General features: G+C 42.7%; 21 protein-coding genes. 7 read left to right on the top strand and 14 right to left on the bottom strand.

Translation table 11 applies throughout. The annotated features are described in order from the left end of the window. Nucleotides 1-5: 5 nt before the first annotated feature. Nucleotides 6-344 carry a putative quinol monooxygenase gene (locus DN068_RS22320; protein WP_207799073.1) on the bottom strand — a complete coding sequence of 113 codons (339 nt, stop codon included), beginning with the start codon at nt 342-344 and terminating at the stop codon, nt 6-8. 28 nt (nt 345-372) lie between these two features. Continuing rightward, nucleotides 373-1,173 (bottom strand): helix-turn-helix domain-containing protein, encoded by an 801-nt coding sequence (locus tag DN068_RS20325; protein WP_207799071.1) that lies wholly within the window; start codon nt 1,171-1,173, stop codon nt 373-375. Between the two features lie 760 nt (nt 1,174-1,933). Here DN068_RS20325 and DN068_RS20310 point away from each other — a divergent pair. From DN068_RS20310 to DN068_RS20300, 3 genes are all read left to right on the top strand, one after another. Continuing rightward, the gene (locus DN068_RS20310; protein WP_111000777.1) at nt 1,934-2,425 is read left to right on the top strand and encodes a cupin domain-containing protein; all 492 of its coding nucleotides are present in this window, start codon (nt 1,934-1,936) and stop codon (nt 2,423-2,425) included. A gap of 524 nt (nt 2,426-2,949) precedes the next feature. After that, nucleotides 2,950-3,432: a GAF domain-containing protein gene (locus DN068_RS20305; RefSeq protein WP_262508866.1), complete on the top strand. Its 483-nt coding sequence runs from the start codon at nt 2,950-2,952 to the stop codon at nt 3,430-3,432. Between the two features lie 7 nt (nt 3,433-3,439). Beyond that, nucleotides 3,440-4,435, top strand: a complete 996-nt coding sequence (locus DN068_RS20300) for a sigma-54 interaction domain-containing protein (RefSeq protein WP_243630351.1) — start codon at nt 3,440-3,442, stop codon at nt 4,433-4,435. 65 nt (nt 4,436-4,500) lie between these two features. Here the strand turns inward: DN068_RS20300 and DN068_RS20295 are convergent, their stop codons facing one another. From DN068_RS20295 to DN068_RS20245, 11 genes are all read right to left on the bottom strand, one after another. Then, the gene (locus tag DN068_RS20295; protein ID WP_111000775.1) at nt 4,501-5,490 is read right to left on the bottom strand and encodes a catalase family peroxidase; all 990 of its coding nucleotides are present in this window, start codon (nt 5,488-5,490) and stop codon (nt 4,501-4,503) included. 143 nt (nt 5,491-5,633) lie between these two features. Further along, nucleotides 5,634-6,107: a DUF4142 domain-containing protein gene (locus DN068_RS20290; RefSeq protein ID WP_111000774.1), complete on the bottom strand. Its 474-nt coding sequence runs from the start codon at nt 6,105-6,107 to the stop codon at nt 5,634-5,636. A gap of 519 nt (nt 6,108-6,626) precedes the next feature. Continuing rightward, a complete protein-coding gene (locus DN068_RS20285) occupies nt 6,627-8,627 on the bottom strand; it encodes a T9SS type A sorting domain-containing protein (RefSeq protein ID WP_123985431.1) in 2,001 nt (666 codons plus the stop codon). A gap of 277 nt (nt 8,628-8,904) precedes the next feature. Beyond that, on the bottom strand, nt 8,905-9,909 hold the full coding sequence (locus DN068_RS20280; RefSeq protein WP_111000772.1) for a helix-turn-helix domain-containing protein: 1,005 nt from the start codon (nt 9,907-9,909) through the stop codon (nt 8,905-8,907). Further along, entirely contained in the window at nt 9,896-10,930 is a 1,035-nt protein-coding gene (locus DN068_RS20275; RefSeq protein ID WP_111000771.1) for a helix-turn-helix transcriptional regulator, read from the bottom strand. Before DN068_RS20275 ends, DN068_RS20280 begins: the two co-directional genes overlap by 14 nt. 269 nt (nt 10,931-11,199) lie before the next feature. After that, nucleotides 11,200-11,670 (bottom strand): hypothetical protein, encoded by a 471-nt coding sequence (locus DN068_RS20270; protein WP_123985430.1) that lies wholly within the window; start codon nt 11,668-11,670, stop codon nt 11,200-11,202. Nucleotides 11,671-11,883: 213 nt separating this feature from the next. After that, nucleotides 11,884-12,570, bottom strand: a complete 687-nt coding sequence (locus tag DN068_RS20265; RefSeq protein WP_111000872.1) for a DNA-3-methyladenine glycosylase family protein — start codon at nt 12,568-12,570, stop codon at nt 11,884-11,886. A gap of 14 nt (nt 12,571-12,584) precedes the next feature. Beyond that, entirely contained in the window at nt 12,585-13,109 is a 525-nt protein-coding gene (locus DN068_RS20260; protein ID WP_243630350.1) for a methylated-DNA--[protein]-cysteine S-methyltransferase, read from the bottom strand. Nucleotides 13,110-13,164: 55 nt separating this feature from the next. Further along, complete coding sequence (locus tag DN068_RS20255) at nt 13,165-14,610, bottom strand: MFS transporter (RefSeq protein ID WP_111000769.1); 1,446 nt, start codon at nt 14,608-14,610, stop codon at nt 13,165-13,167. Between the two features lies 1 nt (nt 14,611). Next, the gene (locus DN068_RS20250) at nt 14,612-15,175 is read right to left on the bottom strand and encodes a TetR/AcrR family transcriptional regulator (RefSeq protein WP_111000768.1); all 564 of its coding nucleotides are present in this window, start codon (nt 15,173-15,175) and stop codon (nt 14,612-14,614) included. Nucleotides 15,176-15,355: 180 nt separating this feature from the next. Continuing rightward, on the bottom strand, nt 15,356-16,564 hold the full coding sequence (locus DN068_RS20245; protein WP_111000767.1) for a retropepsin-like aspartic protease: 1,209 nt from the start codon (nt 16,562-16,564) through the stop codon (nt 15,356-15,358). A gap of 184 nt (nt 16,565-16,748) precedes the next feature. Between DN068_RS20245 and DN068_RS20240 the strand changes: the two genes are divergently transcribed. After that, nucleotides 16,749-17,501: a carbonic anhydrase family protein gene (locus DN068_RS20240; protein WP_207799069.1), complete on the top strand. Its 753-nt coding sequence runs from the start codon at nt 16,749-16,751 to the stop codon at nt 17,499-17,501. 88 nt (nt 17,502-17,589) lie between these two features. Next, nucleotides 17,590-18,351 (top strand): SDR family NAD(P)-dependent oxidoreductase, encoded by a 762-nt coding sequence (locus tag DN068_RS20235; protein WP_111000766.1) that lies wholly within the window; start codon nt 17,590-17,592, stop codon nt 18,349-18,351. Nucleotides 18,352-18,401: 50 nt separating this feature from the next. On the opposite strand, the gene bla is transcribed toward DN068_RS20235, so the two are convergent. Next, nucleotides 18,402-19,292: a class A beta-lactamase, subclass A2 gene (gene bla, locus DN068_RS20230; RefSeq protein ID WP_111000765.1), complete on the bottom strand. Its 891-nt coding sequence runs from the start codon at nt 19,290-19,292 to the stop codon at nt 18,402-18,404. Between the two features lie 162 nt (nt 19,293-19,454). On the opposite strand from bla, the gene DN068_RS20225 reads away from it, so the two are divergent. After that, a complete protein-coding gene (locus DN068_RS20225) occupies nt 19,455-20,249 on the top strand; it encodes a hypothetical protein (protein WP_123985429.1) in 795 nt (264 codons plus the stop codon). Between the two features lie 291 nt (nt 20,250-20,540). Next, the gene (locus tag DN068_RS20220) at nt 20,541-22,334 is read left to right on the top strand and encodes a PKD domain-containing protein (RefSeq protein WP_111000763.1); all 1,794 of its coding nucleotides are present in this window, start codon (nt 20,541-20,543) and stop codon (nt 22,332-22,334) included. The last annotated feature ends 79 nt before the right edge of the window (nt 22,335-22,413 follow it).

Here is a 22,413-nt window from a genome sequence, read left to right as displayed (position 1 = left end):
TCTGATTATGAATTAAGCAACCAACTTGCCGAAAATGGCGTTACCGAAATTCGCATTGGCGGTTCGGCAAGCAAATCAATAATTTGGCCACGAAGTCTGTCTGCGAGGTCGCTTTTTTCGTAGTTCAATTTCGCTTCTTCGCTTTCAAAAAATTCAAATGTCCACAATGTGTCGGGTTCATTGTCGACCAGGCAGTGAATCCACGTTCCGCCTTCGTTGGCAATCAACATTCCGTCTGTCACGAGCTTGCGCAACAAATCGCCATTGCCGGGTTTTGCAACCATTTTCATTACATAACCGGGTTGATTTTTGTAACGCGATTTTCTTTCATTTTGATTTTCCATAATCTTGTATTTCAAATTCAATACAAAATTATTTCTGTTTCAGCGTCGACAATAGTATAAATCGGTCGTTTTTATGATTGAATAATTCTGTCGGTACCACTCCGGAGAATTTTTTTACCTGCTTTATGAAATGATTTTGGTCTGCGAAATCAAGTTCCGGGAAAAATTCCCCTTTTGCAATGTGTTCTAATGATGCCCTGAACCGAAGAATATTACAATATGCTTTCAATGAAAGCCCGAACTGCTGATTGAAATAACGATTCATTTGACGGCTACTCCAAAATGCTTTTTCAGAAAGCTCTTTCACGGTTATTTCACCTTTTGACGCATAAATCAACTCAAACAATTTTTGTTTTCGGGCGTCGATGTCTTTCGGTATTAAAGAATGAATTTTCTGAGAAGCCTTTCCACAAAACGCATCAAAATCGTCTAAATCGTCGGCAGCGAAATCCCAAAAATCGTTTGGCAATTGTTTTCCTTTATCTAATAAATCGGCAATGGAAAAATTGAAAATATATTCCGTTGCGGGCAGTTTAAAACCAATGGCAAAAATCAAAGTGTTTGGTTCAACTTCCACCTTGTCGGGTTGCGTACCGAGACCCAAAATGCCGATAGAAAGTTGCCCTGATACGGATTTCGTTAAAAACAGATCAATTCGACCGTCAGGTAACGCGATGGCTTCTTCCGCATATTCCGATGTATTTTGTAAACACCAAAAGCCGGCGACAAAATCAGTAAGAGAATTATCCGGATCTATAAATTTGTAATGCAATTTATTGTTCATGGTTATTCGTTCCTTATTGGCTATCGATTTGTTTAGTTTTTCCATTAGTTTAATGAAGCCGAACTTTCATAAGATGAAAGCTTCTGTTTCCATATGGCTTTACCCGAAAACTTCCTTCGGTTACCCCGTTAAGAAAACCCGAAGCTTAAAATCAAAAAATATTATTCCGGTAACGAATGATGCAACCGGAACGAACCCTCTCTATTCCCATCTTCTAAATTTACGACAAAATGCCTTGGCATATTGGTGAACCAAAAAACTAAAGATGGCAATCAAAATGAATTGACGATTTCTTCTTTATTCCGCGCTTTTAAAAAATCTTCGCCATCCAATTATTATCACACGAATAAACGGCACGCTCAAATCATGCTTTCTAAGCGCACTCATTGTGTCATCATATACGGCAAAAACATAGTTATCCGGATGCTTATCAAGATTATCCCACTTATCTATTATCGCTTTGAGTTCGGGCACCAATACAACCGAAATGGGCCCCTGCGGGGTCACAGACTAACAATTAGTTTTGAGAAGTGGTTCGAATTTTTTCGGGCCACTTTTTTTGCTTTTTAAACAACACAAATCGAAATTTTCAGCGCTTTCAAATCACTTGATTTTAAAAATTCAAAAACACTTTTTTTCGATTTTGCTTATTTTACTTCTGCCGAAAGAAAGTGTTGTTATCTAAAACGAAGAAATTATCATTACAGCGAATTCGTACTGTTCGTTACCGATGATGAAGCAATCTTAAAAGGTCGATATGTATAGCGAAAATCAAAGCCGACAAAAACTATTAAAATAATAGAACATGCAACAGGAAATAAAAATAAAAAGCAGCGCAGCCGGCGAGCATCTGGGCGTTGCAGGAGGTAACTACCGAATCATCATTTCGGGCGAAGAAACACAAGGAAATTATGCCGTCATAGAAATGCTGGTTCCACCGGGAGGCGGCCCCCCTCCGCATGCTCACCCCAAAATGCAGGAAATGTTTTATGTGCTGGAGGGGGAAGTTTTGTTTAAAACGGAATCGGGAAAAACCGTCGTAAAAAAAGACGGCTTTGTGAACATTCCACTTGATGGCGGCATTCACTGTTTTAAAAATACAACGGAGAAAAATGCCAGGCTACTTTGCACCGTAGTTCCTGCGGGTTTGGAAAAAGTTTTTGAAGCAATAGGCGTTCCCGTCCAACCCAGTGAATTTGCTCCCAGACCCGAAATGACACCGGAACTTAAGGAGCGCCTTAAAGCGTTAGACATAAAACACGGACAAACAACTTATCCTCCCGATTATCTTGACTAATGAAAAAGCAGAGCTTGCATTTTGTATATAGGAAACGGTGCTGCCATCCATCATGCCAGCTGTCATGGCGGAACAGCATTGCACTGGGCCACATTTACCTTACCTCTAAACATCAAAATCACGTTCGCCCTTAAATAATAAATTTAATAAATCAAATTCAATCGCTATACCACTGCTGATTAGCAGGGAGACATACTCGTAGTTGATAACAGCATTAACTAAATTGAAAGAAGTGCAGAATGCCCTAGGGCTTGTGTCGGTTTTGTTTTTAAAGAATTGATAGTTATGGCGTCATTATTCACCAGAAGGCAAAAACAACAAAACGAACATATAACTATACGTAATAAGTGTAACTTTAGATAACACTTATTATGAAAAGTCTAAAACCGGATCCCGCCCTTATTGCCCATAATACCCATGAGCAGACTTTACAATCGCTGCGAGAAAGCGAGCAAGAAAAATCTCTGCTTTTACTGTTGAGTAAAGACATTACTTCATGCCGCACCAAACAAGATATTCAATAGATCGTCTCCGACAGGTTATCGAAATATTTTCGGTTTAACGAGATCATGATCTGTCTGGATAACAGCGACAACCTTACACACACTAACTACATACATACCATTACTGACGAAACCATGCATCACCCGGACTTCGCAAGAGGTGCGGCGATGAAATATCATATCAAAGACGGCATTTACGACACTATCCAGCAATCTCAGGAGCCCGTTATATTTGACATGTACGACCTGATGCGACGACGCGAACGACCTTATTACGTCGACTTCTTCTATGATCTCAACGTTAATCAACTAATCGGCTTTGCCGTTCGCATCAATAACAAAAGTTTTGGCGCCGTGTACGTGTATGTAAAAGAAAAAAGGTTTTTCACGCCACAGCAACTTCAGCTCGCACAAGCCGTTTGCTCCCACATTTCAATCGCCATTTCGAATGTATTGGCTTACGAGAAAATAGAAGGACAACTCGCCGAAATTCATTTTATATAAATCGAAATTGGAGCAAGAAAATCTCTATCTCCAGGAACAGATCAGCTTTGAAAACAACCATAGCGAAATCATCGGTTCCGCCTCCTCGCTTACAAATGTTTTTCAACTGATATCGAATGTTGCCTACAGCGACACGAGTGTATTAATCATGGGCGAAACAGGTACCGGCAAAGAACTTATTGCCAGAGCAATTCATAATGCTTCCCCGCGAAAGGACCAACTGATGATCAAGGTAAATTGCGCTGCCCTTCCTCCAACGCTTATCGAAAGCGAGTTGTTCGGCCATGAAAAGGGAAGTTTTACCGGCGCGACAGAGCGCAGAACGGGGAAATTCGAATTGGCAGACCACAGTACTTTGTTTCTAGATGAGATCGGCGAAATGCCCATCGATCTTCAGGTCAAATTGTTGAGAGCCATTCAGGAAAAGGAAATCGAGCGCATCGGGGGAAAGACCGTTATTAAAACCAATGTTCGCATCATCGCGGCTACCAACCGCTACCTGCAAAAGGAAGTAGAGGAAGGCAGGTTCAGGGCAGACCTCTATTACCGGCTGAATGTTTTCCCCGTTGTATTGCCCGCCTTGCGTGAGCGTAAGGAAGATATGAAGCAACTGATCACACATTTTATACAAAAGTTATCAAACAGGCTCGGTAAAAAAATTACCGGTGTATCGCCGGCCGTTATGCTTGAGTTGTCGACATACGACTGGCCGGGCAATATCCGCGAGTTGGAAAATGTAATAGAGCGAAGTATCCTTATGGCAAAGGGGCCTATTATAGAAGAAGTGTTTCTTATTCGTTCTTCCAAAAAAATGACCATGCAGCAAGAAGGGGCGATCGACAAATCCCTTGAACAAATGGAACGAGAACACATCATCGCAATACTGCAGCAGTGCAAAGGCAAAATAAGAGGCGAAGACGGGGCCGCAGCCATACTCAACATTCCCCCGACTACCCTGCACTCAAAAATGAAAAAATTAGGGATTACCAAAACGCATGCATAAAAAGGAATCGCCGAACAGCTGCTCCTTTTTGTTATGCATACTTCCTGTTGCATGTCATATAATCGCTACTGTTGTCTTTCCTTAACCGAAATGGGGTATGCTGCCGACCTGAAGTTGATCATCGGGTCAGCAGGTTCAATGCCTGCCGGGACATTATTCGGGATAAAGAATAATGCTTTGTCTGCCACGACAGAGTTATCAGCGAGTTTTGTTATCGTAAGCTTTCCAAGATAAACCTTCCGTCGGCTGCCAGGCCATGCGATGGAGGGATCATTAATATTATCATCGCTCGTAGCAATTTCCGCATACATTTTAAATACGACAGGCTTCGATGCAATACGTTTTTGAATTTCGTCGATCAGATAGTTAACATCTTCCTTTTCATACTGCGCGGATGTCAGGAGTTCTTCCCTTTCCGGGACAAATTGATACCGGACAAAACACGCGCTGTTTTTACTATTTGTAAACTTAAACGCATTCACACCAAAATAATTGACAGTAGCATAGCTTACCGGCAGTTTTTGTGTGGTGAGAAATCTTTTCGCAAGTGGATGGGTGGACAGGAAACTATCAAGTGCCGTCGGCTTTGATGCGCCGGCCCCACTGTGAGCGATAGATAGCAATAAGTCTCGGAATTGATCGGAATTCGCGGTCGGAAAACCATTAAAGCTATGACCGACGATATCTGAAGTCGATCCGTCCTTCATAATAAACTTGATCGCCATTCCTCTCGGGTTGGCAGGACCGGCATTATCGGGTATGTCCGGGATTCCCGTGAAATCGGAAAAACGAACAATGATCTTTGAGGGCTCCTTTTGCAGATGCTTGGCTGTGGTAATAGTTGCCGCTTCTCCGGAAGGAGTAAACGTTCCCTCAAAAAAGATACCTTTTGTATGCACGGCACGTGCATGATGCTCGCCAAAAGCTGTATGCAGGGCGTTGACAAGGTCTTGCGGACTGCGTTTTAAGCTGTCTGTTTGCGCATGTACGTGACTGATGGAAATTAAGAAAGCCGGGAGTGTGATGGTAAAATATAAAAAGAGATATCGTCTCATGAGAAGTTAATTTATAGTTGATGTAAAAATAAATGGAGATAATGCTTGCAAGCGGAACCGGGGTTTGTTATAATGCCACAGCCGGTCTTCGCCGCAGGCCATTATGTTTTAACACAGGCAGCAACGAATTGCACAGCCGATAATTAATTCGCGGCGGCAATAATTTTTTCGCAAAGACCGACGTGTTCCGTGAACGCAAATAATGCCAGGCCGGCGACGTGCCATGTTTCTTTGTCTTTACCCGTCGGCTTTCCTTCGGCATTGTCGAGATAGTTCCGGGCAAAGTCACGCAAGTATTCGTGGTTGGATAATTCCGCTGCCATGTACTGCTTGTCAAAATCTTTTCCGGAAAGTCCCTTCAGTTGCTCGATAAAAGCGGCAGCGGCAGTGTCCATCGTTGATAGAGCAGTTCCCAGGTCTTGAAGCACATCAATCACGGTATTTGCCTCCATTAACTCCCATCCGGCAAACTCCTTCACATCCGCATTTGCTGTTTTTCCCAACGCAATTTCACATGCCAGCTTTGATAGTTGGGCACGAGGCATTACACCTTCCCGAAATTGTTGTTCGGTTACGATCTGCCGGGTAACCGATGTACTGTTTTGATCCCGATTCATTTTTTATTGTTTAACGATTATCGCATCAATAGCGATGCAACTATAATCGTGTCAAAAAAAGAACCATTTTGTACGGGCATTGAATGTCAAAACATTGCAAAAACATTCTAACAGTTGTTTATGCGATATTTCGTCTAACGACGAACGCCTGTACGAAAGAATTGAACGACAAGAAAAATAATAATGGCAGAAACAAAATTTACGCAGCGATTTGACCGCGGCAAAAAAGTTGCGCATTGTCTCTAATCGGTATACAACTTAGAAGAAGAGCCACGCGCGGTGCTGACGGATAAAAGTTATGCTAACTTTTCCATCGATAAGTTTTCGGCAAAATCCTTTATATCGAAAGCATAAAATAATCAAATTAAAAAGGTGATAGGGAAGCCCGGGTGAAACGGCCCGGGCTTTTTTACGAAAACACCCCTAAACATAAAACGAATAATGTAGCTCGATATTTGTATGGTTTTCTAAAATTGATTGCTACCTGGCTGCGCTTTGATTGAAAGGGAGAAACTGATATTACTTGATCACCTTTCCCATTAATACTTCGGCATCCGTTTGCACGCGTACCACATACATTCCGGCAGGCAGTGCGCTGAGATTGTGTATGGCGTAGTGTGCGAGCCCTAACGACAGATTTACATTTTGTTCTGCAACTTTTTTCCCATCCAACGTAAACAATCTGATCGAAGCTGGTGTTTCGCGACTGCTGTTTACACCTACATTCAATTCATCGTGAAACGGAACCGGATAAATGTCGGCCATTGTAATGGTGCCACTGCCATTGGCTGCACTGCTTGTTCCCGTCAGTTTAATTACCTGGCTGTAATCTGAACTTCCATCTGTGTAAACGGTTTTCAATCTGTAAAAAGAAGTACCGCTTACATTATTGTTTGTAAAATGATATTGCTGTTCTGTAGTGGTCGTGCCTGCGGCATTTACGGTGCCCACTTTTGTAAAATCTGCTCCATTGACGCTATATTCAATTTCGAAGTCCATTGAGTTTTGTTCTTTAGTCGTCGTCCAGCTCAGCCTATCATTTCCCTGAACACGGTTTCCTGTAAATGAAACAAGCGTAATCGGCAGCGGATTAATGGCAACAGAAAGGAGGCAGTCTTCTACTTCTCCGTCTGAAGCTGTACCGGTTGGTATATTGATTTCTGAAAGTATCGTACCGATTCTGGAACGTACTACCTTATTGCCCGAAACTACTGATGCTGGTATGGTTCCCTCACCCGCACCCGGATTTGTTTTTCTCCAGGTTAACGTTGCATTGCCGCTACCGGCAGGTACGGTTATCAGCGCCATTTCTGAAGCGTCGAATATGCCATTGTTATTCCAATCGATCCATGTACTTAAAGTACCAGAAGCGCCGCTGTTGTTTACATAAGGCAGTGTCATGCTGTAAGATGCTGCGCCGGTATAATTCGTCAGCGTGCCGCCTTCATCTGTGTATCCGGTTGTGTTAGTGTATTGAGTGGTGGTGGTATCGTCACCATTGCATGCGGCACTTTGTTTGTTTGACAATTCATAATCGGGGCGCGCCGGGCCAATGTAAATGGCTCCTGTGCCGGGACAAAAACTGTTTACATTTGTTGCATGCGGAGCGTGACGTGCAATGCCATAAGACGCTGGTGCATCACCATAATCATAGCCAGAAACAGCAGGAGTAAGTGTATTGAACACATAATAATCAATATCTCCCGAAGGACTGCCGTCGCCCGGATAGAGTGTGTACGGATTCCGGCCATCGGCATATGAAACAGCGTAAGTGATGACTATGTTATTTAGCGACTGACCATTGGCCAGAGGACCGAGATCAATAGTAATATAGTTGGCCGGCGTCGGCGGCGTTACTGCTGCTGCGTTGTGCGTGATTCCGGTTCCTGCGTCGTAAAAGTTGGCATTAAGTACCATGTCTGCCGTGCTTTCGAACAGAACTGGTGAATAGCCGGCACTCGGAGTAAGCGCCACCGGCACCATATGAACTTGTGAGGCTGGAAGATAAGTTCCATTCACTGCCACGTTATACAACCTGATGGTCATTGCAGTGCCGTCAGTCGCTGTTTTTGTCCACCATTTTGCGGTGGGATTCCATGTAAACTTAAAATTGTTGTTATTAAAGTAAGTCTGTGACCAATAACCTGCCTCGGTAAGAATAATAGTTACGTCGGAATAATCACTTCCGGAAACATTCTTCAAGTTGAAGTTTCCCGAGAATAGGCCATCCGAGCCGCTCACCGAACCTATGACGGTCTGGTAATTGGTCAGCTGAATGTTTTCATATGCGTTGTAAACCGATACTGCACCCGATACACCATTTGTATTGTCGTAGGTACAAACATTAAACGGTGGTGTTGCCTGAGCTGCTGCTGTTAATGAAAATCCCAGTGTGACCGTTGCCAGAGAAAGGCTTTTCGTCCGCTGTAAGCACTTGCGTATTTTAAGGATTGAAGCACTCAAAATCCCCTTCATGTTTTTATCGTCAGTAACTGCGATCTTAATTTTTGTCTTATTCATTGTTTTCGTTTTTACTCCGCCGGTGCGGATGCCTTCACAGTGGGGCGCTTTTAGCTGCAATTGCTACTGCAAAGTTCCGGCAGGTAAAACGGAATGAATGTTGCCTGAAACCTTAAAAACGTGGTGATTGCGGAAAATGTGAAATGATGCAAAAAGGGATAAGCCACGGATCTGCAACTTGTTTAGAGTTGTTTTCGTGAGTTCTTTTTTTGTTGATGTGCTTTTAGCCCATTTTTTTCATGCAAAAACAGAAAACAACTGAGCAAGAGGTAAGATATCAGCCACGTTGTGCCTGATAAACGCCAGGAGTAATGCCGAAATGCCTTCGGAATGTTTTTACAAAATGGCTTACGTTAGAATAGCCAACCTCATAACCAGTATCTGCAACAGAACTGCCTGTGCGAAGCAACTCTTTTGCTTTTTTCATTTTCAGGTCGAGGAAAAATGCCGCGTAACTGTTACCAAATAAGGATTTGAACATGTCTGCAAAACGATTTTTGCTCATAAGGCAAATAGTTGCGGCATCATTGAGCGTTGGCAATTCTTCACTGAGATTCTGTTCCAGCCGTTCTTTCAATTGAATGACCCGCATGGCAGCTTCTGAGATAAAACGTTTTTCGCCGACTTCGTCCTCCACTACGCTATTGAAAAATAAAGCGGCCATCTGGTAAGTATATCCCTCCAGCAGGTGTGGCAATACCATTGCCGGTGCGCGTTGTGTCAGCATTTCACAAGCCAGTTCATAGCACTGCAGATCCAGGTGCGTGGTGAACTGCATCGGCATATTGTTGGCAAACAGTTGCAGCCGTGTCACCCGTAGCGGAACCGCATTGTGCAGCAGATGATCAATGGCCCAGGTTCTGTGGAAAATAATAGTGATCGTTTTTACTACCGTACCGGTCGCCACAATACCGCTCAATTCAGCAGTGTGAGATGTGAACATTACAGCTTCGGCAAAATCACTGCCCAATACTATCTTCTGACCATTTTCCATAATGATCGGAATTGGCTGACCTATATTAAATACAATCCGGTAAGTATCGTTGCCGGAAACATTCATTTGCCGAAACCTAAGCTCCTGCCGGAGCGTACAGTCCGTGATTAAAACAGAAATACCTTCTTGAAATTCATGAAATTCAAGAAATCCATCTGCTATTGAAGGCTGCAGATAAATCCTGTTTCCTTTTTGCGTCGCCTTTTCGCCGGAAGCCTTGTTTAAGACTTCCACAAATTTTATCAGATAGTTTTTACTGACGCTGTAATAAAAATCAATCTCTATCATTTTTTCCAGTTTGCTTTTTTGTTTTTAACTGGTATAGTTTTGGCGTGATCTTAAAGAAGTTTTTGAAAACTTTCGTGAAATGGTTGAGATCGTTAAAACCCACAGCAGCAGCAGATTCGGAGATGCCCCACTCTTTTTGCAACAGCGCGGCGGCCTTTTTCATTTTCTGGCCATGAAAAAAATCAAGGTAGCTCTTTCCATAGATGGCTTTAAATAACTTTTCAAATTTTGACCGACCCATCAGACATTGCTGCGCGAGATCGTCAAGGGCAGGAAGCTGCAACTCTGGTACGTTCTCAATCTGCGCTACCGCATTGACGATTTTTACTACATCGGAATAATGAAGTTTCAGTTCTGCCTCGGGATGGTATGCCAACCGACTGGCCGCCACCGCAATCAATCTGCGGATAGTGCCTTCGTAGTAGAGCTTGCTCATGTACCGCGGTGCGGGGTTGTGAATAATATCCTGTAAGATCAAAAGGAACTCCAGATCCAGATCGAGGCTGAACTGAAGTGGTAAATCCATTGAAAATTCCTTAGAATATGGTAGCCGATCCGGAATGTTTTCTATCCTATAGTGTTTTTGCAACCACGCTCGGGTAAGATAAATCACCACCATTTTGATGGAACTGCCAGCCGGAGCACTCCATTCCAGATCTTTTTCGGATGTGCTGTACAAAATTTTCTTTTTCCAGCTATCGCCGATATGCACTGATGTTTTGCCCTGGCGGTTTACCAGCAGCGAAATTGTGCTTAGATTAAAACTAAGCGCATGAAAATAATTGATACGCGCGGGTTGACGTTTGAATTTTATACCCCGGTGAAACTGACAATCGACGATAAGCATGCCCAAACCAGGATCGATGCTGTAGAACTCGTATTTGCCCGTAGCCAGTGCCGGAGGAAACACCAGTCCGTTATTCCGGATACATACTTCTTCGCCATAGGCTTTGCTAAATTGACTGGCGATACGTTCCAGAAATCCTGCGTCCGGTGTTAGCGTATAGTCTATCTCTATCATCGCTGAATTTTTGTCCGCTGAAAACCTTCGGTGCAATTGTATAAAACCTGGCTTCGGTTTTATGTTTACCTAAGTTAGGCGAAAAAAACAAGATCTGACATGCACATCAGGATTCAATAGTAGCCAAAATTCTTAGCAGACAAAACGAATAATAAGGACGTATAAAAGGTATAAATCAAAGGGCAGAAACTATCTTCCATCCTTTTCACATTACCTGCAAAATTCAATTTAAAACCAGGATCGATTGGGAAACAACCCAATTGAGACGCCTAACACGACTCTTCTAAAACCAATGCATTACACCTAAACTCCTCTTTTAAAAGTTCGTATGAATCTATCCATGAAGGAAGGCAGTAATACAATTTTCGATCTCCGGAAATGCGATATTGTTCAATAACTTCCCTTTTCTGGGCATGCAATATTTTAGGATATACGTGCTTTGTTGAATCCACAGGAATCGGAAGAAGCGACTTGTGCTCCAGAACTTCGCGAATTTCTTCTACTGTAAGCGGGTAACCAGCTGCTTCTATCACTTTGGCAATTATGTTATCCCAGTTATTACTCGAATAAAATCTTCTCGCAGTGTAGCAATTGTTGGAGAAATCATTTGCAAGCTGTTCGTTTTTCTTCGATTTCAACCTTTCATCAAAATCATTCTCTAATTTAAATTCTTGCATTGCTTTGTTTTTATGCTGTTTAAGAAGCATCAAACAAATCCATGCGAGTAAAGCAATTCCCACAATGCTTTTTGTTGTGCTACAGCCTAATTAGAAGCAAAATTATTCAGATATACCGGCACAACTGAACATTAAAACATCCCTCAAAAATCAAATCGAATAAGTCGTGTTCAACGCCGATTCGTATTTGCCAATCTTCTTACCACGCGAAATCCAATAAGCAAACGTTGGTGCCCTTAGTATATAATCACGTCAATAAAATACAATGCTGCAACATTATTCTCTATCTTGTTTCTTCTCTGTTTTTTTGACTTTTGACTGCGACAAATAATAATGCCACAACATCATAGAAGCCACCGACCGCAAGGGTTTCCAGTTATGAGTGATTTCAAGCAACGCTTCCCTATTCATCTCAGGATCAAGCTTCTTTAATCGTTTCAGCGCATTGACAGCAGCCAGATCCCCAATAGGAAAAACATCTGCTCTTTGCAGCGTGAACATAAGGTATACATCGATTGTCCAGTTGCCGATGCCTTTTAGATTGATAAGGATCTTGCGAACTTCATCAGACGGCAAATCAGGTAATACCTCAAGATTGATTTCATTGCTTTTGATGGCCTGGGCCATTCCTCTGATGTAAATTGTTTTTTGCCGGCTTACAAAACAAGCTCTCATTTCATCATCCGTCAACTGAAGTATGTTGTCAGGTGTAATGATTTTTATTTTCTCTTTCAGTTTATTTAAGGCTGCTAGTGCCGATGCCAACGACACTTGTTGTTCGAGCACAATGTGCACCAGTGTTTCTAAACTGTTTTCGCGTGTCCACATGGGTGGATAGCCGTGCTTATCTAAAATCAATTTCAAGTCCTCATCCAAACCGGCCAGATGATCGCATAATCGATAGAAATTTTCCTGATTGAAAACTTCCGGTAGCGCCTTCTTAACTGTCTTCTTTGTTTTCACGATCAAATTCTGATTTAAAAAAGTTTGGGTGCTCTGTGACCGCTTTCCAGTTCAAGCAGCATAGCTTTATTTTCCAGACCACCTGCGAAACCAACCAATTTTCCGGAAGTCCCCACAATTCGGTGACAAGGAACAATAATCGAAATCGGATTTTTATTCAGCGCTCCTCCAACCGCCCGTACGGCTTTCAAATCTCCGAGCAAACGCGCTAACTCGCCATATGTTTTGGTTGCGCCATAAGGTATTTCCAGCAGTGCCTGCCAGACTTTCACCTGAAATTCCGTTCCTTTAAAATCAAGCGGAAGATCAAACTCGACTCTTTCTTTCCGAAAATAACCGTCTAGTTGCTGTTCTGTCTGCAGCAATATTGAATTATTGTCGTCTCGTTCGGGATCGATAAGTTTTGTTCGCTGGTAATTTTCACCTTCCCACAACACCGCTGTCAGACCGGCTTCGCTAGCGATAAGCCGGAGACATCCAACCGGCGATGGCATATCTTTATACGTCAGACGTTTATTTTCTTCAGTTTGCATTTTCATTTCCTGGAATTACCAATATTAAATATTTGCGGCTATTTCGTCTTAGAACGCATCATTAATCAAGAATCAGTACTTCGGCTTTTTCAGCTTCAACTGCATTGATTTTCGAAGTACCCTGCTGCGATGCTTTTCTATCCGGCAAGAGATACAACATTAAACTCACTAACGCCAGACTCACCAGCAAACCAACCACACCAGCGTGATATGCTACCTGCCAACCATTCCTGGAATAATAGAAAAATACGCCGCCAATAATACTTACACCGAGCGCTGAAGCTGTTTGCTGAAAAGTTGAATATACGCCAGCTGCTGCTCCTGCATATTGAGCGGGTACATTTTTAAGTGCGAGGTTTAAAAGCGAAGGCAAAACCAGTCCGTTTCCCAATCCCCAGACACCCATCAAACTCACGATCAGCCAGGCATTAGCTCCGGGCTTCCAAAGCATCATCTGTGTATAAAATGCAATCGCCAGAATAACCACGCCCACTTGCAACACACGTTTCCCAAACCGCACAATCAACCTCGAAGCCAATACAGAAGAGGCAACGAATAACAATCCCGGTACAATAAAATACAATCCGCAATCAAGCGCAGAAACACCCAGACCATTTTGAAGATATACAGCGCTCAACAACAGATAGGCGGTATGCAGCATAAAATGAAACAGTACCGCTAACAGCCCAATGTTGAAATCCTTTATACGGAACAGTCGCACGTCTATCAATGGATTTTCATTCCGCGCCAGCTTTCGTTTCTGATTGTAAATAAAGAAGGAAAAAATACCGAATGATAATACAATCAGGCCAACGCTCCACAATGGCCATCCCGCTTCACGACCTTGGATCAATGGATAAATCAAACAAAATAATCCTAAAGTCAGAATCGCAATACCGGAATAATCAAATTTTGTGTTTTGATGCTTCTTCGTTTCAGTCACATATTTATGCGTTGCCCAAAGTGTGAGGATGCCGATCGGAAGATTAATAAAGAATATGAGCCGCCAGCCCGCAATGGCCCAGTGTGTATCAGATAAATAACCACCCAGTGCCTGGCCGATTGCAGCTGCAACTCCCAACGTAATACCATAAAGCGCAAACGCTTTCGCCCGTTCTTTGGTATCGGTAAAAAGTACTTGTACAAAGGCGATCGTCTGCGGTACCATAAATGAGGCACTTAAACCTTGAAAAAATCTCGTCACATTCAGCTGTAATGCAGAAGTTGACAGTCCGCATAAACACGATGCAAGTGTAAATGCAAACATACCCCAGAAGAATACTTTTTTCCTTCCGAAATGATCTCCCGCTCTGCCGCCTGTAATCAGAAATGCTGCATAACCCAATAAATAGCCGGCTATAACGAGCTGGATCTGGGCATCTGTAGCATGTACTCCTTTCTTAATAGCAGGTATGGCAACATTAATGATGAACACATCTATTACGGAAAGTAATGGGGCCGAAAGCACGATAATCAGCTCCAGCCATTTGTTCTTTACCTCTTTCATCTTAAAGCAGTTTTTGGATGATTTTTTTTGCAGCGAGTATATCGGCGGAAGTTTTGAAAACTGAAGCGGACGTAATGGAACCTTCCAGACTAAGGAATATTAATTCTGTTAAGTCCTGATCAGTTAGTAGCTTTTTATGTCCTGATTGCGCAACGAGCTTTTTGATGATGTCTTTGCTGTGCAGCTTCGCTTCTTGGATTTCCTCCAGCACGCGCGGATCACTCATGCCTGCTTCATCATTTGCTTTGATAAACGGACATCCGCCAAATTCGCGGACTTTCTGGCGTTCTGCATGGTGGTCGAAAATTGCCAGCAGTTTGCCCTTCGGATCAGTTACTTTGTTGATGGCTGTTTCCAATCGTTCAAACCAGCGCTCGTGTGTGCGCTGAACGTATGCTACCAGCAAATCTGTCTTTGTTTCGAAATGTTTGTACAGAGAGGCTTTCGCGATGTCTGCTTCTTCTATGACCTGATTAATACCCGTATTACAATAACCTTGGGCATAAAAAAGCCGCTCGGCCGTGTCGAGTATTTTATCTGTCACGATTTGTCCTCTTGGTTTCATGACCCAAAGGTAGGACCTAAATAGACAGACTTGTCTATTTGATGTATTGGAATTTTCTATGGCGCATTAAACGCCAAATCAGATTACGACAAGTCTCCAACATAACGCGCGCATTAAACACGAAATCTGTTCCCTATGTTGTGCCTCTTCAAAAAAACAGCTAGCTGCCAACAATAAAGTTTATTTCTTCTCAATCTCTACCCTCTTCTCTGCTCCGGTTTTCACGTCTTTAAGTACAAGCATTGCTTTTTCCTTTTCTGATTTCCGCTCTGTAACAATCATTTCACAAACGCTCATTTTGGAATAGTCGAGATCGTCGTAAGATAAAATTTCATCGCCAGCATTTATTTTTCCGGCCAGTGATTGATCCCATACAATGCCGACAATCATTTTATCGTTGCCTAATGCAGGTTGAATTGGCCATACCTTTTCACTGAGATCTGCAACAGTTACACCACCATAAGGTTCAAAATAAAACAGCTTATCCTTATAATCGAGTGTAGCTTTACCATAGTTCAACACTTTGCTTCCTATTCGGGATTCTTTACTGTAAGTAGTTCTTGAAATGGCGTTCGTAAATTTCATTTTTGCAACGACAAACTCGGGGATTTTCATCATATAATTTTCCTGCGCGATGGAGGTGCCGTATAAGCCACCCGTGTAGCTTCCGAAGCTTTTGACAACACTATCAATGACGGTCGATTTTTCAGCAAACAACTTATAGGAATTCATAGAGATCTCATAAAATCCATCGGCGCCTGAGTCAAAAAGGATATTATCGGAAACGGTTTGTTTGCCTTTTTTCAAATAGACTTTTATAAAGGGATTGCTTTGACCGGGAGTTAATTCCAGCGGCATCGATTTTTTCTTGCTGAGTGAAAGTTTAGAAGCATCATTCGTAAGCGTGACCTGTTTATTACGGTCGTCAAACTGCACTATAGAATTGCGCAACAGATTACTTCCAATAAATCCGTCGACACCAAAACATTCAAAAAGAATCTTCGCATTTTTGGCAACAATCGCTGGTACATCAGAGAATGTAACACCACCTATTTCCACCGCAGGTACACGCACTACTGCAATACTATCTTTTTTGCCCGACTGATCGGCTATTTCAACATTCCCTAGCGTAGCTGGATGCAATTCATCATACAAGCTTTCTGTGATGGAAAGCGGCGCACCTGTATCTAGTATAAATTTCCGGGCTTTACCATTAACGGTAACTGTGATAACGATTTTCCCTTTGACGAGCTCATAAGGCAAAGTGGTGAAATAACTTTCCTGTTGTGTGCCACCCTGATTTAAACTGGGTATGCTTTGAGCCGATACCTCTTTACGGAATGCAAAAAGAAAGGGAACGGTTAATAAAATGATACGGAGCAGTTTCATGTTTGGTATAGTTCTGAGTTCTGAGTTCTAAGTTATCAGTAATAAGTGGACGGTTCGCCTTGTTTAAGAAAGTTCTTAACACAACGCAACAGCTCAAAGCTATTGATCCGTATTCATGATACAGCGAATACTTGACTTTTTGATTTTTATTATATTTATAAACTTTCAAATCTAACCATCAAACATGAAAAACACTTTTTTTATGGCTATCGCGATAGCCACCACACTGCTTGCATGCAGCAATCCCAGCAATGACAACACCGCAAAAACTGACACGGTCAAAACCGCGCCGGAAGCGGCGCCACCACCATTACGCGAAAGAGTACTCACGGCCGAAGAGCAAAAAGCGCTTACACCAGATATGGTTATCGCAAGTCTGAAAGAAGGCAACCAGCGGTTTATGACCAACAATATTACCTCGCGCGATCACTCGGCGATGGTGCGTAATGCAGCTCCGGGTCAGTTTCCTAAAGCGGTAATCCTTTCTTGTCTCGATAGCCGTATTCCGGTTGAAGACGTATTTGACAAAGGAATTGGCGACTTGTTTGTGGCACGCGTAGCTGGCAATTTCTCGAACCGAGATATATTGGGTAGCATGGAATTTGGCTGTAAGGTTTCCGGCGCCAAATTAATCCTGGTACTGGGACATGAATCCTGCGGTGCTGTTAAAGGCGCTATTGATAATGTGAAACTGGGCAATATCACTGGTATGCTGGCAAACATTCAACCGGCGGTGGCAAAATCTGCGGATTTTTCGGGAGAAAAGACTTCAAAAAATCCAGCTTATGTAGAACAAGTTGCCAAAAACAACGTATTGCACACGATCAGTGAAATAAGAACTAACAGTCCGATCTTGAAAGAAATGGAAGATAAAGGAGAAATAAAAATTGTGGGCGCCTATTACAATATTCAAACCGGGGCGGTAAGCTTTCTATAATGTTTGAATTTCTTAACTTATTGTTTGCTTTGTGTTATCGCTGGTTCCCGGACCAGCGATAGCTTTGTGAACCAATTTAAATCAATTTATGGCACAGAAAAAAATAGCACTGGTAACTGGCGGCAGCCGTGGACTGGGCAGAGATATGGCGCTTTCTCTTTGCAGAAAAGGCATTGACGTGATCCTGACTTACTATAGCAACAAAGAAGAAGGTGAAAAAGTAGTAAAGGAATTGGAAAGCATGGGCGGAAAGGCTGCTCTGCTACAGGTTAATGTTGGTGATATCGCTTCGCTGGATGGTTTTGTGCAACAGGTAAAAGAAACTTTGCAAACAAACTGGAGCACTGACAAATTCGATTTCCTGATCAATAACGGTGGTATGGGTGCAACGATTCCGTTTATGCAGGTTACCGAGGCAGACTTTGACAATTTCACCAACGTCCATTTTAAAGGTGTTTATTTCCTGACGCAAAAATCATTGCCAGTTATGAATGACGGTGGTGGTATTGTATTTGTTTCATCAGGCTCTACACGTTTTGTGGTACCGGGTTATTCCGCATATGCGTCCAATAAGGGTGCCGTTGAAGTGTTGTCGCGGTATATCGCTAAAGAACTGGGCAACCGTGGCATTCGATCTAACGTGATTGCTCCGGGCGCTACAGAAACAGATTTCAACAACGCAGCTATACGTACAGATCCGCAACGCAAAGCCTTTCTCGCTTCGCAAACAGCCCTTGGTCGTGTAGGACAAGCTGATGATATTGGCAGTGTTGTAGCCTTTCTTTGCACTGATGATGCCAAATGGGTTACGGGACAAAGAATTGAGGTATCAGGCGGGGTTAATCTGTAACCTTTAGCATTACTAAAGATCATGAACTAGAGACGTTGCGCACAACGTCTCTATAATTTTATAAAATAATCCCAGGCAGCTTTTGCTATATCTGCAATGATCTGTTCGTTGGTATCATTGTTTTCTTTAGAATCAGACACAAATATGGTGATTGCAAAATGCTGGCTGTTGGGCAATGTAACGACTCCGACATCATTCAGCGCAGCTGTAATCCCCTGTTTATTGGCACCAGAAGATCCTGTTTTATCGGCCACAATTGTTCCGGCAGGCAATAGTTTCCGAATTCTATTCTTGCCTGTAGTGGTTTCTGCCATTGTCTTCCACAAAAACGCATGTGTCGTTGGCTGCAAAATTTTCTGTTGATAAAACTTGATTAATAAAGCGGTCATTGCATCGGGAGCACACCAGTTTGTAAATTGGACATTCCAGTCTTTATGCATCGCCTCTTCGTTTGCTTTAATAGCGATATCTTTAACGCCCAGGCTATGAATATAATCGTTAACCACAGCCGGTCCGCCAATTAACCGCAACAACACGTCACAACCATTATTATCGCTCTGCGATACTGTGTATTGAATAATTTCAGACAACGGAATTTTCACGTCGCCTTTCGGATATTTTTCACGCAACGGACTCCAGGTATCTTGTAATAGTTCACTTCGTTTGATGGTGATCAGCTGTTCCAGTTTCAATTTGCCGGCATCTACCTGATGCAATACAGTCAGCGCAATCGGAAATTTAAATACGCTTTGCATCGGGTAATGCTTATTACCATTGATGCTGACCGTTTTCCCATTCTCGATGCCGCGTATGGATATGCCAACTTCGGCTTTTTTACCTGCCGTAATTTTTTGAATGTTTTGTTTGAGATCTTCGGTTTGCGCAAATACACCGAAGGATAATGCCAAAAGTCCGGCAGTAAGGATGGAGGCTATTTTCATTGAAACTGGATTGAATGGCTTTTCAGTTATAAAAATTACCTAATTCCTGCGGAATATTTACCTTCTTCGCAAAAATTCTGGTAAACTGTTGTGAAAATTTGCGCCGGCGCCGCTGAAAGCTGATGCAATTTGCTGTAATTTGTCATCGTTCCAATGAACTACATGAGAAGACTATTTTTTGTTTTACTGCTGTCGGCCTCGGGTTCTGTGTTTGCACAGACAATGAAAGAAGGTGTTTCAATCAATCCCGACAAGATCGGTAAATACCAGAAGCACCTGCAATATTTGATGTACAACGGCGAAAAAGTAGCGGTCGGAGATTCGTTATTTACAAATAACGAGCAGTATTTCGGAACAATCAAAAATATTACGAAGTACGTAAAGGAAGATGCGCCATTTTATTATGCCGGCTTGTATGACGGGAAACGTACGTTTCAAATTGATCTGACAGAAGAGCTCGATAACCATACGCTGATGCATTACAACTACAAACTGGCCAACGACGGTTTTGATGTGGATCAGGTGATTGATGCGAATGGTGTACCTGCAAATGCATTGGGTGTGGCGGTAAAAAATGCACTGGACAAAGTATTTAATGATGGTAACGGCATGATGCTTTCGGAAGACGATGACCTCAGTCGCATTGTTTACAGAGCCATCATTCCAATGAGTGATAAAGCAGGTTCTTTTATGCCGGAGCAACGAAGGATGAGAGTGGAAATTGTAGTTACTCCGACCAATGGCAAATACCGGTTGAGCTTTAAAGATGCAGGTTTTGAAAACCGCACGCAGGATCATCCGACCTGGACCACCTTTGGTTACAATGATCTGCAAACACAAACGCAGACAGGAATCAATAAAAAATGGGCACAAGAAACGGTTGACGATTGCAAGAAAGCATTGTCCGAACTTCAGCTGCGCATTGAAAATGAAATTACACAAGCAAGCAGGCGATAATCAACTAAACAGAATTTACGCAACACAACCGGCCTGAGGAAACGCAGGCGTTAAAAGCATACATCTCTTCGGTAGTAAGCTATAAATTGCTGCGTTGTACCTTCTCACAACGACTGTTTACCTTTTCATTTTAGCCGGAATCTCTTTAGGCTTTGAATTTTTGGTTGCTTTTTTTTCAGAAAAAAGTAAGATGAAACACGTTTGATACTCATTGATAGCCTTGCCATTTACACCGAAAGACATCAGATATCAGCGATTTTGTTATTTTTATACCACATATTTCAAAAGCCTATGAAAAAAATCCTTACGTTCTTTGCCGCTCTATTGACCATCTATTCTGCCGACGCACAATGCTCGGCCGGTTTCTCCGCTACCCAAACACCAGTCAGCGCCAGTCTCCAAAATGTAAATTTTCTAACCGGTGCAACCTGGAATACACCACTTCCCACTGGTAATGCCGCATTTCTGACGATGGTATTTGGCGATGGCAGCGCTAATTACACCAGCCAGGGAAATTATACGACCAACCATATTTATGCAACGCCCGGAACTTACTATGCTAAACTTGCCATATCGGTTATTGATACCATCCACGGTTTGCTGGTATGTACCGATACAGCAGATAAACAAGTAACCGTTACTGGCCCTGCAACGCCGTGTCAAAGTATTTTCAGCACTGCGATTGACGCCAGCAATAACGGAGACGTGCAATTTGTTGCCAGCAATCCTTCCGGCACACAGAACATGCACTACAGCTGGATTTACGGTGATGGCTATACAGGAACAGGCGCTAATGTAACGCATAACTATACCAGCACCGGCACTTACACCGTAACGCTTACAGCAATCGACTCTGCCAGCAATCCGGCTTGTGTATACACCGTTAGCAATGTTATTCAGGTGATTAATACTTGCGGCGGACACATCGCAAATTATAATGTTGTAAGCATCAGCTACTCTACTGCAAACATCAATAACACCTCTGCTACTTTCCAGGGCCAGTCGCTGGAAACACACTGGGACTTTGGCGATGGCGCTACTTCCAACGCAACGTTTGCCGTAACACATGCTTACGCAGCGGCCGGTACATACAATGTGAAAATGACAGTAAAATGGATCGACATCAACAGTCTGAATATAATTTGTATGGACTCTACTACCAATCCGGTAACAGTACTGGCTCCGCAAAATATCATCTCAGGTAACGTCGTGTTTGATTCACTAGGAACACCGCTGGGAAATATTGATACTGCACAGGTTTGGCTGTATAAAAAAGACGCTTCAGGTTTGTATCAGGCAGTTGATTCGCAGAAAAATAATCTCAACAACTACGTTGCGTATTATGGTTTCCAAAATCAACCTTCCGGAACTTATATCGTAAGAGCAAAACGTACTACCGGCGCACAAACCGGCATGGACGACGCACCGACATATTACAGTGCAAGTCTCTACTGGAGTCAGGCAACGGATATTGTGCATACAGGTGTAACCATTACTGGTAAAGATATCATCATGCAAAGCGGCACCATGACACTTGGTCCTGGTACGATTTCTGGCACAGTGGCCGATGTAAATGGTAACGGTGTTGCGAACATTCTGGTTTTGCTGCGCGATATCAATAACCAGCTGATGAAATACACCTACACTGATGCGAATGGTAATTACTCATTCGGCACATTGTTTGTGGGCGTGTATTCCGTTTATCCCGAACTGCTGAATTATGTGACTACGCCAATTAGCAATGTGATGATCACAAGTAGTTCAAACTCACAGACAGGCCTGGTATTTACCCAAACAACCAATGAAATCAAGCCGAAGGAAACAGGCGTTGCAGGTGTAGTGAAAAACAATTTCGTAGTCTACCCTAACCCTGCTAAAAACATGACTTTTATCCGTTGGGAACAAACTGGCGGAGCGGCTGATATTACGGTAACTGATGTTGCAGGTCGCGTGGTTAAAGAATTAAAAAACATCCCGATGACTGGCACTACGGAACTGAATGTTGCTGCGTTGCAGTCAGGTCTTTATTTCGTTAAAATTCAAACCGGAACAACACAACAGACTGTGAAGATTTCGATATTGTAGTCCTTAGATTGATTGATATTGCAGCGCGCAAATCGTGATCTGCCGTTATAATACAAAGCCGTTTCTCAGGAAACGGCTT

It is taken from the genome of Taibaiella soli (assembly GCF_003236175.1).
In the GTDB taxonomy this organism is placed as follows: domain Bacteria; phylum Bacteroidota; class Bacteroidia; order Chitinophagales; family Chitinophagaceae; genus QKTW01.
Note: the sequence above shows the minus strand (reverse complement) of the source record. Positions and strands in the feature narration are given on the sequence as shown.

Bases quoted from the DNA above. Each gene is read 5' to 3' on its own strand.
- DN068_RS22320 (WP_207799073.1), bottom strand. From the start codon at position 344: ATGGAAAATCAAAATGAAAGAAAATCGCGTTACAAAAATCAACCCGGT.
- DN068_RS20325 (WP_207799071.1), bottom strand. From the start codon at position 1,173: ATGGAAAAACTAAACAAATCGATAGCCAATAAGGAACGAATAACCATG.
- DN068_RS20310 (WP_111000777.1), top strand. From the start codon at position 1,934: ATGCAACAGGAAATAAAAATAAAAAGCAGCGCAGCCGGCGAGCATCTG.
- DN068_RS20295 (WP_111000775.1), bottom strand. From the start codon at position 5,490: ATGAGACGATATCTCTTTTTATATTTTACCATCACACTCCCGGCTTTC.
- DN068_RS20290 (WP_111000774.1), bottom strand. From the start codon at position 6,107: ATGAATCGGGATCAAAACAGTACATCGGTTACCCGGCAGATCGTAACC.
- DN068_RS20285 (WP_123985431.1), bottom strand. From the start codon at position 8,627: ATGAATAAGACAAAAATTAAGATCGCAGTTACTGACGATAAAAACATG.
- DN068_RS20280 (WP_111000772.1), bottom strand. From the start codon at position 9,909: ATGATAGAGATTGATTTTTATTACAGCGTCAGTAAAAACTATCTGATA.
- DN068_RS20275 (WP_111000771.1), bottom strand. From the start codon at position 10,930: ATGATAGAGATAGACTATACGCTAACACCGGACGCAGGATTTCTGGAA.
- DN068_RS20260 (WP_243630350.1), bottom strand. From the start codon at position 13,109: ATGAAAATGCAAACTGAAGAAAATAAACGTCTGACGTATAAAGATATG.
- DN068_RS20255 (WP_111000769.1), bottom strand. From the start codon at position 14,610: ATGAAAGAGGTAAAGAACAAATGGCTGGAGCTGATTATCGTGCTTTCG.
- DN068_RS20250 (WP_111000768.1), bottom strand. From the start codon at position 15,175: ATGAAACCAAGAGGACAAATCGTGACAGATAAAATACTCGACACGGCC.
- DN068_RS20245 (WP_111000767.1), bottom strand. From the start codon at position 16,564: ATGAAACTGCTCCGTATCATTTTATTAACCGTTCCCTTTCTTTTTGCA.
- DN068_RS20240 (WP_207799069.1), top strand. From the start codon at position 16,749: ATGAAAAACACTTTTTTTATGGCTATCGCGATAGCCACCACACTGCTT.
- DN068_RS20235 (WP_111000766.1), top strand. From the start codon at position 17,590: ATGGCACAGAAAAAAATAGCACTGGTAACTGGCGGCAGCCGTGGACTG.
- bla (WP_111000765.1), bottom strand. From the start codon at position 19,292: ATGAAAATAGCCTCCATCCTTACTGCCGGACTTTTGGCATTATCCTTC.
- DN068_RS20225 (WP_123985429.1), top strand. From the start codon at position 19,455: ATGAGAAGACTATTTTTTGTTTTACTGCTGTCGGCCTCGGGTTCTGTG.
- DN068_RS20220 (WP_111000763.1), top strand. From the start codon at position 20,541: ATGAAAAAAATCCTTACGTTCTTTGCCGCTCTATTGACCATCTATTCT.